Origin of the sequence: Priestia abyssalis, from assembly GCF_002019595.1 — a bacterium.
Classification (GTDB): domain Bacteria; phylum Bacillota; class Bacilli; order Bacillales; family Bacillaceae_H; genus Bacillus_BA; species Bacillus_BA abyssalis.
This window is the reverse complement of the sequence record NZ_KV917369.1, coordinates 2296089-2311080: the sequence shown is the minus strand read 5'-3', so window position 1 is coordinate 2311080 and position 14992 is coordinate 2296089. Positions and strand designations below refer to the sequence as shown.

Sequence of the window (14992 nt, the reverse complement as noted above, 5' to 3'; positions counted from 1 at the left end):
AGGCCATAATCTTTTAGAAAAAAGCCTTTCAAAAACTACCTCCTCTCTCGTTCTTTCTCTTCACAAAAAGTTCATGGATCATTGAAACCAGCTTTTATAAAGGGATTGCACGAATTAAAAACTAGAATTTGCTCATTTTTTCACAAATAAGTGACGTTTATCACATTTATTCTCTTTCATCTGTCGCCAAGTGCCTTACACCTATGCGATGGACAGAATTTCCAACACCTTCTCCATCGTACCGAAAGCATTAGGAAAAGATGAAGATACACAGATACATTATTTGCTGTTTGCCCAGACGTTTATGATTTCGATGCATATAATAAATTGGTTTCCGTTTGCCCAAGCGTCCGTTTCTTCGGCGCATATATTAAAAATATAAAATAAAAATAGTAATATACTAGACGAAAAACAGGTTCATAGAAAGGAGAAAATAGTGGAACCCAAAAATAGCAAGACGTTAATGGAAGTTCTTCAAGAATATGATTTATCAAAAGAAGATGTTACTTTTATCAAAGAGGCAAAGGAAGGTAAGGTCTGGATTATAAACGATACGAAAAATAAGCAATGGCTTGTTTTAAAATCCTTAAATAAGAAGAAGACCCTTTTTCCTATTATGCTTCACTCTCAATTGTCTGAAGCTGGTTTTGCTGTTCCGAAAGTATTAAAGACTACATCAGGTCAAGCGTATATCCAAAAAAAGAAAGACTATTATTATTTATGTGAATATATTAACCATCTGGAAAAAATTAATGAACTGCAGCGGATTGAAGCATTGGCCTATTTTCATGTCCATGCTAAGTCTGCAGAGCTTATGAGCTTTAACGAAAAAATCCAATTCCCAACGAAAGAAAATTTTCTAGCAAGCTATTCATCTAAACTGGATGAACTAGAAAAATGGGCATCTGCTGTCTCCTCCTCTCTCTTAAAAGACGCGATGAAGGAAATGAAACAACTAGGATTCACCGCCTATACTCTTATCCAAAATTGTGATATAGAGGCATATCTGCAGCATACATCCAATCGTTATACTATTTGCCATGGGGACTTTAACTCTAACAATGCGCTTATAACAGAAAAGGGAGATTATTATATAATCGATTTTGATCGAGCATACTTCGGTCCGCCATTGGAGGATTTTCGTTTCCTTATGATGTCTTTGACCCGCAATTTCAAACATGACCCTAATCCGAGATTAGCCCTGATGTTTGAACATTATTTCAACATTTATACTGAGGATTTGAACTATAAAGAAATCTATCGAATTGATTCGATGTTTCCACATGAATTTTATAAACAAGTGAACGAAAAGATGGAACAAGGAAAAGGAAAAAAGCTGGCTAAACACGAAGAAGTTTTACTTCAAGTAGCGGAACGTGAGAAACGAAAATACGACTGGCTGATAGAAGGAAGTGAACGACCGTGAAAAAAACAATCGCTCACTTTATCGAAGAGAAAATAAAAACACACCAACGTTTTATTTATGACCAAATCGTGAAAATCGATCAATATCGTTCAATCGTAATTGGACCATTCGATAATGACAATAATACGGAATTTCCTTTTGATTGTTACTACAATTTAAATAACATCAAAGATTTACAGCGTTTTTTTGCGGAACAAAATGTCATGGCCATCCATGTCCATCATGGAAAACATGTAAAAAGTATCTTACCTGCCTGTATTGAATATAACATCCCCATCATCGTTAGCATAAGAGGGCGCGATGGATCTTCTAAATTCAAAAGTTATGCAAGAAATACTAAACGATATTCATCATTAGTCAAGCACGGTGCAATGTACCTTCCCGTTTGCCATTTTCTTGCCGAAGAATTGAAAACGTTAGGATTTCCTGACGAGAAAATACATGTATTATATGGGGGAATCGATTTAAACCTATTCCCTTATACGGAACGTACCCTTCCGGAAAATGGCGAAATCCGGATTTTATCTGTTGGCAGGCTTGTTGAGAAAAAAGGATTCCCTACACTTATACAAGCATTCAAACAAGTTCATGCAAAATTTCCAAATACAAAGCTTCATATCATCGGAACAGGCAAAGATGAACAAAAGATCCAATCGCTCATCTCAGAGTGTGAATTGCAAGATGCTGTTGTTCTGAAAGGTGCTCTTGATTTACGTCAAATTTCCAATGAATTGAAAAAAGCACACCTCTTTTGCCTTGCAAGTCAAACAGGTTCAGACGGCGATATCGAAGGAATCCCAAATGCGTTAAAAGAAGCGATGGCGAGCGGTCTGCCCGTCATCTCCACGCAACACGCAGGCATCCCGGAATTGATTGAACATAAAGTAACGGGATACCTTGTTCCCGAGAGCGATGACAGTGAACTCGCCAAAGGCATCCAATTCTTTTTGAAACACCCCGAAATTTGGAAAAAATATACACAAGGAGCACGGAAAGTCATTGAAAAAAATTTTGATTTAAATAAACAAATTCAAGAACAGCAAAAGTTATATGACTTACTCGATGATGACTCGCAGCGATTTGAAACATAAAAAGACACTGCGCCTTTTTATGTAACGAGCCCTCCATAAAAAACTAAACTCACCTGCTGCCAGGTGAGTTTAGTTTGAATCTACCGTATCCAGTTTTCCTCCTGAAACATGCATGACAATTTCAGCCTTTTCACAGTACTTCGTTTGACACCAACAATCCCATATCTGTACCTTTTCATTTTCTAAAAATACTCCGCATTGGTGACAATACGCTCCGCGTTTTAACACTTTTTCCATTATTCAGGTTCTCCAACTTCAAAGCTGCTATTGATCACTTCTTTCGCCTGTTCAAGTGTAATATTAAAATTGGCCGCTACCATTTTCACAATCTTCTCACTTAATTCAACCGCTAAATTAGACAATATAATCACTCCTTTTATGATTCCTGTTAAATATATATTATCAGAAAATTTAAATAATAAAAGGGGGTTGTCAGAAATTCTATCAAACTATTTAGCGAGAATCTCTAAGATGCTAATATTGGTAAACCTTATCTCCCATTAATAGATTGAGAAAAATAGGAATTACATAACTCAATCTCTTTCTCTTGCCCTCTGTGTATCTCTTATATTCTTTTGAATCGTTATGGCCGCAAATAAACTAAGAACAAATGCCATACCATAAAATCCCTTTTCGCTTAAAACCATACTTCCTGCATTGTATAAACCGATAGTCATTAATAAAATAGATACAATAAGTGCAAACCAACTAATACCATAATAAATATTAGTAACTGGTATTCCCTCATCTTTATCTCTAACTGCTTTTTGTAAAGATACCGCTGAATAGAGTCCGAACACTAAAACTGCAAAATAATATCCTTTTTCGTTCAGTTCCATCGTTGCGTTATACAAACCAATGAGATAAGCGGTAACACCTACTAACAGTGCTGCCCAAGATGCTCCTTTGAAGGCTGAAGTTGGTTCTCCCTCTTTTCTTTCTACTTTCACTTTTGGTTCATTTTGTTTTCCTTTATCTAATAAAACCTCATTATCACTAGACATTGAATGTTTCACCTCCATCTATTTATCTAATAATGGAGCACCAGAGATACACTGGAGCACCTCAATATACAACCATTATATAGAAATTTCTTGAAAAAAATATATAATTTTACTTAATTTTCATTTTTAATTTCTATACTCACGACTTATTAGACTAACCCCATTCAATAAGAACCGTTCCTCGTGCTGCTCCAATCCACGCTTACAAGAATGACTCGTAATTGTCAATATGCTACACCCAATCAAATAGTTAATTAGTATTCTAAATTCAAACAAATTCATTAGAAAACGAAAGCAGCCATCGTTAATTGAACTCCCTCCACTTAGCCTACGCTCGCTCGCGCATTACTTCGGTTTGAAGATGGGGGTCTTCTCGCTGGTAATGATAAAAAAAGACTCCTGAAATCAGGAATCTTTTTACTTTTTACAAATTTTATAAATCGCTAAATGGCAAAATAACGATTGGGTCTTCTTTTAATTTTGATGATTTGAAACCTTTTTCTGTAATAAAATGTTAATAATGATTCCTGACGATTCTGCTGGAAAAGCTGAGATACATGTAGAGGCAAGACTATTTTACTGGTGTAATTTCTTCTTCAAAGTAAAATGTTTGAGGACGTTCTTTGATGGTATAGGAGTATCGTTTCATATTAGCTACGTAAGTAAACTTATTAATGGTCACCATCTCACCTGTCGCTTTTAAAATTACTTTCTCGTCATCCTGAAATTTATTTTTATGTTTCATTTAGATTCCTTCTTTCTCATCAAATCGGCTGGTTCTTTATCCTACCTATATTCATTATCTCATATCTTATTCGATTTTTGTTTTTTTTAAATATTCCCTCTATTACACCCATATCTCGATATTCTTTCCTTCCACTTGATTGTTTCATTCTGACTTATCCAAATGAAGACATTTGTTAATCTTATATTGAATGAGTATCCTATAGTGGAAAAAAGAGGTATACTAGTAAAGAAGAAATTGGACCCTTTGGTCTTCTGGTGTGTAAACTCACCGGCAGAAGGCGTGAGACCAACACAGAAAGGATGACCAATATGACAGTAACGTTATACCAAGCCAAAGCTGGCGATGGCCTAAAAAAAGCAGGGATGAAAAGAGCAAACACTTTCTTTCAGACACCGAAAGAAGCCGTTTCTGAAGCCCTGGCTTTAAAAGAAAGAATGGATGCAAGGTACAAAAATGCAATCCAATGGGAATATGACGGACTTATTACAGGTTCCGCAAAGAAATTGAAAATTTTAAAGGGGTACTTAGATGGAGATCGTAACTCTTCCCCTTTTTATCTTGAGATTTCGGAAGTTCCATCAGCAAAGGAAACTCGTCATACCCCACCGATACAACCTAAGAAAATGACATTGAAAGATCAAGCGGTTATAGACAAAGTTGAACAATTTTTAAATTGATTCAGGATTTTTGTAAGGGGTTGATCATAAATGGATTTTTTCATTTATGATCAACCCCCTTTTATTTAAAACATATTTAACGAATATTCCACTGACAACATTTCCAACAACTTCAAACCAGCAATACTGTTTCCTTTTTCATCAAGAGCAGCACCAAATATCCCGATTCCAAACCGATTTGGGACCGCCCCCATGATTCCTCCTGAGACACCGCTCTTTGCAGGAATGCCCACCCTTATAGCGAATTCGCCGGAAGCATTATACATGCCGCATGTCACCATGAATGTTTTACATATTCGTGCAACATAGGCTGGCAGTAATCTCTTCTCTGTTTTCGGTTCCACTCCATCCATCGCAAAGACGAGCCCAATTCTGGCAAGATCTAAACAATCCATCTCAATCGCGCATTGTTTCGTATAAAGATCCATCAATCCTTCTACTTCCTCATTAATCACTCCGTGCTGCTTCATAAAATAGCAAAGGGACCGATTTAAATGAGAGGTTTCAAATTCAGACACGGCTACTTCTTTGGAATAGGAAATGCCTGAATTACCTGTTAATTCACGGATAAACGTTAAAAGACGTCCAAACCGCTCCTCAATGGATTTACCTTTAATCATATGGGTCACGGCTAAGGCACCTGCATTGATCATCGGATTAAGCGGCTTAGATACCTTGTTCGTTTCAAGCTTTACGATTGAATTGAACGGATCTCCTGTCGGCTCATAACCAACCCTCTTGAAGACTTCCGCTTCACCGCAATCCGTCAAGGCTAAGGCGAGGGTAAGAACTTTTGAAATACTTTGCAGCGTAATCTTTTGCTGGATATCACCGGCAGAGATACATGTTCCATCTGGATGATAAATCGCGATGGATAATTCGTCACGGTTCGCTTTTTTTAAAGCGGGGATATAATCCGCTACCTTTCCCTGTTTTGTGAATTTTTTTGCTTTTAACACTAATTCATTTAGCTGTTCACTTGATTGACAGGGCATGCTGAATCACCAACTTCTGTTTGAACTAGACTGCCTTCTTCTATAGTGTGAACCAAAATAAAAAGGAGTAATCCGCTGTTTTCAACTATCGGATTATTCCTTTCTTTTATTATGTATGAACCAGCTAGAAATTTAAACGAGAACTGAATTCCCCTTCTAACAGCAGCTCTTTCTGCTTTTCCTTTCTCTTTTTAGACATCAGCATGGATACTTGAAGCCTCGTAATCGGCAGTGATGCCTGCTTTCTATTTTTTATTGTTGCTTGAGACAAAAGATTTAGGGGCTACTTGGATTCAGCAGTTCAATTTGAGCTTTTCGATCCATTAATCAACACTAAACGGTCAAAACATAGTTTGCATAAAAACAAGGAGAGCCTCAGGCTCTCCTTGTTTTTATGCAAACACACGGCTAATCGCTTCTTCGAGTGCATTGGAATTCATTTGAATATAACGTTTCGTTACATTAATATCTGAATGTCCTGCCAGTTGGGCAACCGTAGCCAGGTCCACCCCTTTTTGAATGAGCTCATAGCAAAATGTATGACGCAGTTTGTGGGGATTTACTCCATATTTTTTTAGCATATACTGGACAGCCCGTGTGGATATACGCTGCCCGACACTCGATATAAATAAAGCTTCTTTTTGAACCTTTTCTTTAGAACGGTAACGATTCAAATGCTCGCTTGCATCTGTCGAAAGAGGAATCATTCTTTTGATTTTCCCGTTCGATTCTCGAATGACCAATGCGTTGCCCGTCTTGCGCTGAATAACATCATCATGATTTAATTGGCAAAGCTCAGAAACACGTATACCTGTATGGAGCAATACATAGACAATCGCGATATCTCGAAGATTTCCTTCTTTTTTTACTGCCTGAAGCAACCGGTCCCGCTCTTCTCTTTTTAAACCATCCGGAACATTGTCTTCAGCAGACGTGACCGCAAGAGAATGCACATCTTGGACAAGATATGGCTTCCCCATAAAACGAACGAATATACTCAATGCAGCTAAAACTTTTCCAATCGTGGCTGCGCTTTTTCCCTCCGCTTCCATCTCATGGAGATACGCTTCAATATGGTCTTTTGTCAGCTCTTCAATCGATATGTCTCGTGAAGACATCCACTTATAGAAAGCATGCAGCACTCCGCTGTATGTCTTAATTGTATTTTCAGTTTTTTGTTGCTTTTTCAACCAACCACAAAATGGCTCTATAATGGAGGCACTTCCTCCGTCACTATTTTCCACTGTATATTCCCCCATTCTTCCATTCATTCTATATTCACTATATCAGTACTATTCACAGAAATCAAAAACAGCGAAATAGATGCTAATAAAAATAGCCCACACGGATCAACTACTGATGGCTGCTGCATTCCTGCCCTGACCCTTTCGTAGTTTTACCGTTGGACTATTTGACTGGGCTAGCTGGATTCGAACCAACGCATGACGGAGTCAAAGTCCGTTGCCTTACCGCTTGGCTATAGCCCAATAATTATGAAGATGACATTTACTATTATAACTGTAAACATCAATTTTATTCATATGGCGGAACAGGAGAGATTACCATCAAGCCGATTACCCGACCTACTCCCTTAGCAGTGGAGCCCCTTACGTACTGTTTCATTGGATATACAAAACCTCATAAGCCGCGTTTTGTTCACCATGTACTGCAAACGAAGCGCACTTCTCGTACAAGGTGGAGAATCATCTATCTCACCGCATGAAAGCGATGGTGTCTGTATCGGTTGTATTCCCTCAAGACACTTCCCCTACCATTGTTTGGGTTTCTCGCTCGTGGGGTTTACCTCGTTCCACCTTCAAGGTTTCCCTCGAAGCTCCGTCACTGTGGCACTTTCAAGGTATTCACACCATATCCAGCGGACTTAGGTGCTTTCCCTGCCGTCAGCCTGATGTACAAGCTGCCCTGACTTATCATTTCGCCAGGCACGAACACTACAGACATCTCAGTCTGTGCGAGCACGGACTTTCCTCACAGATCGAAATCTGCGCGATTCTCTCCGGTTTTGTATAGAGTAGTAAAAAAGGGCGATTGATGGGAATCGAACCCACGAATGCCAGAGCCACAATCTGGTGCGTTAACCACTTCGCCACAACCGCCATCATTTAAGTTATAAAACTTATAGCGCACTTTGTCCACTTTTCTTGGTGGCTAGCTACGGCTCCTAATCTTTCGGTCGTTTCACTTCTTCTTGCGGAGTCAAAAAGCGACTCCTTCTCAGAAGCTCCAACATCCTATCGGTTTAAGCGGGCTTTCTCCGCTTTCCTTAAAGTGCAGCCGAGAGGACTTGAACCTCCACGGGATTGCTCCCACTAGGCCCTCAACCTAGCGCGTCTGCCATTCCGCCACGACTGCGTATAATATCTGTGGCTTACATGAATTATTTTATCACATTTATTCTCAGAAATAAATTTCTGCGAAGTTTTTATTGTAAAAAAAGTTCATGTAAAATCTCCCATAAACTGATTAAATACGGTAAATGGAGCGGGTGATGGGAATCGAACCCACGACATCAGCTTGGAAGGCTGAGGTTTTACCATTAAACTACACCCGCTTTTTTATTGTCCAGCTACGAAAGCCAAACCGTACGGCTGTTTCGCTTCTTCTGTTGAGACTATCGTCTCTTCCGCCAGAAGCTCCAACATCCTATCGGTAAGAGTCAGGATGACAAGGATTTCGATGTTAGCCACAGGACGTGGCTTGTCCTTAATCGAAATACGGCTTTCTCCGCTCTTCTTAAAATGGTGGAGCCTAGCGGGATCGAACCGCTGACCTCCTGCGTGCAAGGCAGGCGCTCTCCCAGCTGAGCTAAGGCCCCATTACTCTATATGCATTCTGGTCGGGAAGACAGGATTCGAACCTGCGACCCCTTGGTCCCAAACCAAGTGCTCTACCAAGCTGAGCTACTCCCCGTTATGATAACTTTTATTTTTTGGAGGCGGCAACCGGATTCGAACCGGTGAATAAAGGTTTTGCAGACCTTGGCCTTACCACTTGGCTATGCCGCCTTAATATATATCCAGCGTCAGATGACCTTCATCATTGACATTTATACTATAACATATTCATTCCTAGAAGTAAAGTTCTGCGAAGTATTTAATAAATTAAAAACCTAATTTTTATCTATCCTACACTATATGTGATTAATTCGCAAATGGTGGGCCTAAACGGACTCGAACCATCGACCTCACGCTTATCAGGCGTGCGCTCTAACCAGCTGAGCTATAGGCCCATAGAAATAAATTGTGTTTCTTATTTTCTTAAATGGCGCGCCCGACAGGAGTCGAACCCATAACCTTCTGATCCGTAGTCAGACGCTCTATCCAATTGAGCTACGGGCGCATATTCAGTAATTGTCTAGCTGCGGCTCCTAATCTTTCGGTCGTTTCACTTCTGTCCATGAAACCAAAGAGCGGTTTCCCGGTCAGAAGCTCCAACGCTTCTCAAGATTGAACAGTCGCCTTCGCTTTTCTTGATTGTCCAGCTGCGAAAACCAAACCGTACGGTCGTTTCACTTCTTCTGTTGAGACTATCGTCTCTTCCGCCAGAAGTTACAACATCCTATCGGTTTAAGCGGCTTTCTCCGCTTTTCTTTTAATGGTGGAGGATGACGGGATCGAACCGCCGACCCCCTGCTTGTAAGGCAGGTGCTCTCCCAGCTGAGCTAATCCTCCGCATTACAGGTTTAACACCTGTAAATGATGACCCGTACGGGATTCGAACCCGTGTTACCGCCGTGAAAGGGCGGTGTCTTAACCGCTTGACCAACGGGCCATAACGACTGGCAATGACCTACTCTCGCGGAGGGAATCCCTCAACTACCATCGGCGCTAGAGAGCTTAACTTCCGTGTTCGGCATGGGAACGGGTGTGACCTCTTTGCCATTATCACCAGACAAGATTATTGCTAAAAATGATAACTCTATGTGAACATTCCAAGAAGAATGATATTTTCAATCACTTCAGAATTTTCTATCAAGCATTAAAAGCAACTTTTATATATTATCATTTATTTAATTTGAAAGTCAATTATTTTTTTATCAAATCAATCTCATTGACTTTCGTTTGAAACAACATTGACTATCATATCGAATCATTTCGCAGAAGTCAATATCTATGAATATTTTTTTCGACAAAAATTGACGAAATTAGATAAATGAAAAACAGCTTTTTCATCATAATCCATTTACATCACTTTGTGAAGTCTTTTTTCAACGGATTTTTTTGCCATAAAAAATAACCCGCTTATTCAGCGGGTTATCTCGCGTTTCACACTTCAAAGTAATCTTTGTAATAGCCGCCTACATGGCCGGTATTGTCTACAACAAAATAAAATTCTTCTGTTTCATTTTTTACTTCATATGTTTTACCAGCAGTTAATGCATTGTTAACCATGTATTTTTCTGCATTTGTATGTACGCATTTCACGGTCTTAACTGTTTCGCGGTCTTTCCATGTAAGATGAATCATTCCTCTTACCTCCTTATTATATCGTTATATCTATATATTAACGAAAAATAAAGGAAAATCCAGTTTTAATTTTCAAATAATTCATTCTTGACATTTTCTCTTTTTCCACGCATAATATCAACAAATAAATGATAACGAAAATAGTGCGGGATTAGTAAATTTGTGGAATGTGATAGAGAGTGGAACTCATCGGCTGGAAGGTTCCTCACAGAAAACAGATTGAACCTACCCTCTTCAACTGCTTATGCAAACATAGGCCGTTTTTCCACGTTACGGATTGAGGTGGATGCCCAGGCATCAACAAAGGTGGTACCGCGGAGCGTTGTTTCCGTCCTTTTTAAGGACGGAAACAGCGCTTTTTTTATTTTCACCCATCCAACGGACAGCATTATTGTCACTTTATAAAGAAAGGTTCGAAAAAAATGAAAAAACAACGAATAGTCGTGAAAATCGGAAGCAGTTCGCTAACAAACGATAAAGGCATGTTAAGTGAAGAAAAAATGCGCGACCATGTCGAAGCACTTGCACACCTGAAGCAGCAGGGGCATGATGTGATTTTGATTTCCTCTGGAGCTGTGGCTGCAGGATTCCGATCTTTAGGCTACCCGACCCGACCTAAAACGGTGGCAGGCAAACAAGCAGCCGCGGCAGTAGGTCAAGGACTGCTTATGAAAGGATATATTTCCCATTTTAGCGAATTTAATATCGTGCCAGCCCAAATGTTATTAACAAGAGAAGATTTTTATAGTCAGGAACGATTCCGAAATTTATATTCAGCCATGAACGAACTGTTGGAATGCGGTGTCCTTCCGATTATCAATGAAAACGATTCAGTTTCGATTGAAGAGCTGACTTTTGGAGATAACGATATGCTTTCAGCACTTGTCAGCGGCTTTTTGCATGCAAATGCCCTCATCATACTCACAGATGTAAACGGTTTGTATGACGGGAATCCGAACACTTCAAAAGATGCAAAAAAATATCATTTCATTCCTGAAATCACCGAAGAATTATTGCATGTTGCAGGCGGCAGCGTTTCCTCGGTCGGTACGGGAGGAATGAAGTCGAAACTGCTTGCTGCCCAAAAAGCTCTTTCCCTTGGTGTAAGTGCCTTTGTCGGTAAAGGAGCGGGCAAAGAAAAGCTAACTGATATTTTAGCGGGCAAAGGGGATGGCACATACATCGGAGGACCATTTCAGACTCAAATGCAAATGAAAAAGCAGTGGATTGCCCATCATTCCCAAGTAGCCGGAACGATCGAGATCGATGAAGGAGCGGAAAATGCCCTTCTTCAAAACGGAAAAAGCCTTCTTCCTGCTGGTGTCATCAATGCCGAGGGCTCATTTAAAGCACTTGATGTTGTTGAAGTAATCAATCAAAAAGGGCAAGTAATTGGCAAAGGACAAATTTATTACTCCGCTGAGGATTTACAAAAAATCAAAGGGTGTTCAAGTGAGCAAGCAAAAAGCTACTCGATCAACCAGCGAGCTGAAGTCATCCACCGGGATAATTGGGTATGCAATCGAAAGGAGCGAACAATTAAATGAGTGAATTAATCGAAAAAGCAAAAAAACTAAAAAAAGCAGCAAAAACAACAGCGATGCTGTCAACAGAAGAGAAGAACCGTGCTCTTGCCAAAGTGGCAGAAGCCCTTTTACTTGAAAAAGACTGGATCATCCAAGAAAACGAAAAAGACATTCAGCAAGGAAAAGAAAGCGGCTTCTCCTCTGCCCTTCTTGACCGTTTATTATTAACAGAAGAGCGAATCAGCCAAATTGTAGATGGCATTCATCAGCTCATCGACCTAGAGGATCCAATCGGAGAAATCATTGAACAATGGGAAAGACCGAACGGATTGCGCATCCAATCTGTTCGTGTGCCTCTTGGAGTGATTGGCATGGTGTATGAAGCGCGTCCAAACGTAACCGTTGATGCAGCAAGTCTATGTTTAAAGGCTGGAAATGCAGTTCTGTTAAGAGGAAGCTCATCAGCGCTTCATTCGAACAAAGCCCTCGTTTCCATTATGCGCAAGGCTCTTGAAAGCTCTCCTATTCCGGCTGATGCCGTTCAGCTTCTTGAAGATACGAGCCGTGAGACAGCGTCGGAGATGTTCAAGCTTAATGACTACTTAGACGTTCTTATTCCCCGCGGAGGCGCAGGTCTTATTCAATCAGTTATTCAAAACGCAACCGTTCCCGTATTAGAAACCGGTGTAGGAAACTGTCATGTTTTCATTGACGAATCAGCTGACAAACAGATGGCCATCGATATTGTCTTGAATGCCAAAACACAGCGTCCTTCCGTTTGCAATGCAATCGAAACAGTGTTAATTCATAAAAGTTGGCCATATACAGAAGACCTTCTAACGGCTTTACAAACAAAAGAAGTGGAACTTCGAGGAGACGATACTCTTTCTGCCGCGCACTCATTCGTAAAGCAAGCGACTGAGGAAGACTGGCACACAGAATTTTTAGCGCCGATTTTAGCTATTAAACTTGTAAATGGAGTAAAAGAGGCTGTCAATCATATTGATGAATACGGAACAAAACATTCAGAAGCGATTATCACCGAAAACGAAGATCATGTTCAACTCTTCTTCCAGGCTGTGGATGCTGCTGCTCTTTACCATAACGCCTCCACCCGTTTTACAGATGGGGAACAATTCGGCTATGGTGCCGAAATCGGTATCAGCACACAAAAGCTCCATGCTCGCGGCCCTATGGGATTGCGCGCGATTACAACAACAAAAGCCATCATACGCGGCACCGGACAAATCCGTGCATAAAAGATGACTCCGAAGGGGAAAAACACCCTTCGGAGTCATCTTTTCAAAAAGCCCTGTCATAGCAATCCATTAAAATCAGGATGCTATGACAGGGCTTTTTATTTAACCTCATTTTTACAAATAGACTAGAGACTTATTAGATAGCCCTTACCTCTGAAAAGATAGGCATGCCGGCAATCGGATTTCCACGGTCGTGCCTTTCCCGATTTCGCTCGCAATAACCAGATCGCCTTCATGCTCTTCAATGATTTTGCGGCTGATCATTAACCCAAGACCTGTCCCTTTTTCCTTTGTACTGTAAAAAGGTTCCCCCATATGCTTCAGACGGCTTGCTTCGATCCCTGTGCCATTATCAGTGATAAAAATGCTGACACTATCTTCTTTCATCACTGTAGAAATACTAACGATCCCTTTCTCGTCAACGGCTTCAATAGAATTTTTCATAATATTCGAAAATACTTGTTTTAATTTATTCATATCACCGTAAATGATGGGCCTGCATGAATCGAAAGCAGTATCAATTGTTACATTCGCCAAGCCGCCTTCAATTTCTCCCAATTTCACGACTTGTTGGAGGATGTCATTAATGAAATGATACTCGAATTTTGTCACATGTGGTTTGGCAAGAGACAAAAATTCATCTGTAATCATTTCAATTCGATCGATCTCGCCAAGCATGACTTGCAGAATATCTTTATTTGTCATTCGCATTTCATGAAAGAGCTGTAAAAACCCTTTTAACGATGTAAGAGGATTTCGAATCTCATGAGCTACACCTGCTGCCAACTGTCCGATAATGGCTAGTTTCTCCGATTTTCTTAACAATTCTTCCGTATTTTTTTGATCCGTAATATCACGAATAATGGAAGAAATCCCGTATATGGCCCCTTCTCCATTTTTGATGGGGCTTGCCGTAATACTTACATTCAGGGGCGTCCCATTAGCATGATATCGTATGGTCTCCACATTCTTGAAGCTTTCTCCATTTCTAACGCCGTTAAACAACATCGCAACTTCATCTTTATAGTCATGAAAAACGGTAATGATATCATTTCCAATCACCGCCTCTTTTTTCCATCCGTATAAATTTTCAAATGCTTGATTAACACGGAGAATACATCCGCTGTCATCCACAAGCATAATGGCGTCTGATGTGTCTTCGATAAAAGACTCCAATAAGTTTTTAACCGCAACCAATTCTTGTTTCATTTCGTCTTGAAGAACGTTATGATAGGGTTTCGGTGATTCCTTTTTTAATGTGAGTGATTTCCTTTTCCTCTTATGAACCATCATTCCAATCATCACTTCGTTATGTATAGGATAAGGCGTAATGCTGACCTTATATGTTTTTAATGGATCGAAAAAAAAGGACAATTTTATCTCCATGGTTTTCAATGAATGGACAGCTTCCTCTACTTTCTCCTCCCACTTCCTTTGATAGCCAGGCTCTACTAGAGACGAAATATGCTTTAGTTTTCGTTGCTTTTGCAGCGGTTGGTAAAATCGTTTTGCACGTTCATTCATGTAAATAATTTCACCGTTTCTCCCTACTAACAACATCGGGTATGGAACCACTGATAAAATGTCATACTGAAACGAGTTTCCTAAGATGTTGGCAAGCATGAAAACACCTCTTCCTACTCCTAGATAGTCTTTTTGTCCCCTCATCAACAGGCAGTAAGACCTCTGATGGAAGTTTCCTTTTATAACTATAATCATACAATTTTTCTGAATATTTTCTCTACATTTTTTTTGAAAAAATTTGAAGATATTTAAGTG

The 14992-nt window shown here is 39.9% G+C and carries 14 protein-coding genes, 11 tRNA genes, 1 rRNA gene, 2 other RNA genes and 1 other annotated feature; of the genes, 5 read left to right on the top strand and 23 right to left on the bottom strand.

The window, feature by feature from the left end; all coding sequences use genetic code 11:
* Nucleotides 1-436 precede the first annotated feature (436 nt).
* Both BK575_RS10770 and BK575_RS10765 read left to right on the top strand, forming a co-directional pair.
* Nucleotides 437-1426: a phosphotransferase gene (locus BK575_RS10770; protein WP_078410364.1), complete on the top strand. Its 990-nt coding sequence runs from the start codon at nt 437-439 to the stop codon at nt 1424-1426.
* Nucleotides 1423-2517, top strand: coding sequence for a glycosyltransferase (locus BK575_RS10765; protein WP_078410363.1), 1095 nt, complete (start codon nt 1423-1425; stop codon nt 2515-2517). The genes BK575_RS10770 and BK575_RS10765 overlap by 4 nt, the downstream gene beginning before the upstream one ends.
* A gap of 69 nt (nt 2518-2586) precedes the next feature.
* On the opposite strand, the gene BK575_RS28555 is transcribed toward BK575_RS10765, so the two are convergent.
* From BK575_RS28555 to BK575_RS28550, 4 genes are all read right to left on the bottom strand, one after another.
* The gene (locus tag BK575_RS28555; protein ID WP_169907736.1) at nt 2587-2754 is read right to left on the bottom strand and encodes a hypothetical protein; all 168 of its coding nucleotides are present in this window, start codon (nt 2752-2754) and stop codon (nt 2587-2589) included.
* Nucleotides 2754-2879 (bottom strand): hypothetical protein, encoded by a 126-nt coding sequence (locus BK575_RS29345; RefSeq protein ID WP_268877716.1) that lies wholly within the window; start codon nt 2877-2879, stop codon nt 2754-2756. Before BK575_RS29345 ends, BK575_RS28555 begins: the two co-directional genes overlap by 1 nt.
* A 171-nt stretch (nt 2880-3050) precedes the next feature.
* Entirely contained in the window at nt 3051-3521 is a 471-nt protein-coding gene (gene yiaA, locus BK575_RS10760; RefSeq protein ID WP_078410362.1) for an inner membrane protein YiaA, read from the bottom strand.
* Nucleotides 3522-4092: 571 nt separating this feature from the next.
* The gene (locus BK575_RS28550) at nt 4093-4266 is read right to left on the bottom strand and encodes a hypothetical protein (protein WP_169907734.1); all 174 of its coding nucleotides are present in this window, start codon (nt 4264-4266) and stop codon (nt 4093-4095) included.
* Nucleotides 4267-4577: 311 nt separating this feature from the next.
* Here BK575_RS28550 and BK575_RS10755 point away from each other — a divergent pair, with 311 nt between their 5' ends.
* Nucleotides 4578-4946: a hypothetical protein gene (locus tag BK575_RS10755; RefSeq protein WP_078410361.1), complete on the top strand. Its 369-nt coding sequence runs from the start codon at nt 4578-4580 to the stop codon at nt 4944-4946.
* A 65-nt stretch (nt 4947-5011) separates the two neighbouring features.
* Here BK575_RS10755 and glsA read toward each other — a convergent pair whose 3' ends face one another.
* The 18 genes from glsA to BK575_RS10670 all read right to left on the bottom strand — a co-directional run bounded on the left by glsA (nt 5012) and on the right by BK575_RS10670 (nt 10428).
* Nucleotides 5012-5941 (bottom strand): glutaminase A, encoded by a 930-nt coding sequence (gene glsA, locus BK575_RS10750; protein WP_078410360.1) that lies wholly within the window; start codon nt 5939-5941, stop codon nt 5012-5014.
* A gap of 392 nt (nt 5942-6333) precedes the next feature.
* Nucleotides 6334-7185 carry a tyrosine-type recombinase/integrase gene (locus BK575_RS10745; protein WP_235867363.1) on the bottom strand — a complete coding sequence of 284 codons (852 nt, stop codon included), beginning with the start codon at nt 7183-7185 and terminating at the stop codon, nt 6334-6336.
* 83 nt (nt 7186-7268) lie between these two features.
* Nucleotides 7269-7357: signal recognition particle sRNA small type (ffs, locus tag BK575_RS10740), an RNA gene on the bottom strand.
* Nucleotides 7357-7428: transfer RNA gene (locus tag BK575_RS10735), tRNA-Gln, on the bottom strand. Before BK575_RS10735 ends, ffs begins: the two co-directional genes overlap by 1 nt.
* A 149-nt stretch (nt 7429-7577) precedes the next feature.
* An RNA gene (gene rnpB, locus BK575_RS10730) (RNase P RNA component class B) lies at nt 7578-7964 on the bottom strand.
* A 21-nt stretch (nt 7965-7985) separates the two neighbouring features.
* Nucleotides 7986-8058 (bottom strand) — tRNA-His (locus BK575_RS10725).
* Nucleotides 8059-8231: 173 nt separating this feature from the next.
* Nucleotides 8232-8314: transfer RNA gene (locus BK575_RS10720), tRNA-Leu, on the bottom strand.
* 125 nt (nt 8315-8439) lie between these two features.
* Nucleotides 8440-8513, bottom strand: a tRNA-Gly gene (locus tag BK575_RS10715).
* A 4-nt stretch (nt 8514-8517) separates the two neighbouring features.
* Nucleotides 8518-8649: a hypothetical protein gene (locus BK575_RS29340; RefSeq protein WP_268877715.1), complete on the bottom strand. Its 132-nt coding sequence runs from the start codon at nt 8647-8649 to the stop codon at nt 8518-8520.
* Between the two features lie 52 nt (nt 8650-8701).
* Nucleotides 8702-8777, bottom strand: a tRNA-Ala gene (locus BK575_RS10710).
* Nucleotides 8778-8795: 18 nt separating this feature from the next.
* A tRNA-Pro gene (locus tag BK575_RS10705) sits at nt 8796-8872 on the bottom strand.
* 20 nt (nt 8873-8892) lie between these two features.
* Nucleotides 8893-8967: transfer RNA gene (locus tag BK575_RS10700), tRNA-Cys, on the bottom strand.
* Nucleotides 8968-9114: 147 nt separating this feature from the next.
* A tRNA-Ile gene (locus BK575_RS10695) sits at nt 9115-9191 on the bottom strand.
* A 33-nt stretch (nt 9192-9224) separates the two neighbouring features.
* Nucleotides 9225-9301, bottom strand: a tRNA-Arg gene (locus tag BK575_RS10690).
* 256 nt (nt 9302-9557) lie between these two features.
* A tRNA-Val gene (locus BK575_RS10685) sits at nt 9558-9633 on the bottom strand.
* A 28-nt stretch (nt 9634-9661) separates the two neighbouring features.
* A tRNA-Glu gene (locus BK575_RS10680) sits at nt 9662-9733 on the bottom strand.
* Nucleotides 9734-9738: 5 nt separating this feature from the next.
* Nucleotides 9739-9854: ribosomal RNA gene (gene rrf / locus BK575_RS10675) — 5S ribosomal RNA — on the bottom strand.
* Between the two features lie 373 nt (nt 9855-10227).
* Complete coding sequence (locus BK575_RS10670) at nt 10228-10428, bottom strand: DUF6501 family protein (protein ID WP_078410359.1); 201 nt, start codon at nt 10426-10428, stop codon at nt 10228-10230.
* A gap of 137 nt (nt 10429-10565) precedes the next feature.
* Nucleotides 10566-10767 (top strand) — a binding site (T-box leader).
* 83 nt (nt 10768-10850) lie between these two features.
* Here BK575_RS10670 and proB point away from each other — a divergent pair.
* Nucleotides 10851-11975, top strand: a complete 1125-nt coding sequence (proB, locus tag BK575_RS10665) for a glutamate 5-kinase (RefSeq protein ID WP_078410358.1) — start codon at nt 10851-10853, stop codon at nt 11973-11975.
* Entirely contained in the window at nt 11972-13213 is a 1242-nt protein-coding gene (locus BK575_RS10660) for a glutamate-5-semialdehyde dehydrogenase (RefSeq protein WP_078410357.1), read from the top strand. The genes proB and BK575_RS10660 overlap by 4 nt, the downstream gene beginning before the upstream one ends.
* Before the next feature lie 147 nt (nt 13214-13360).
* Here BK575_RS10660 and BK575_RS10655 read toward each other — a convergent pair whose 3' ends face one another.
* Nucleotides 13361-14836 (bottom strand): ATP-binding protein, encoded by a 1476-nt coding sequence (locus BK575_RS10655; RefSeq protein WP_169907732.1) that lies wholly within the window; start codon nt 14834-14836, stop codon nt 13361-13363.
* Between the last annotated feature and the right edge of the window lie 156 nt (nt 14837-14992).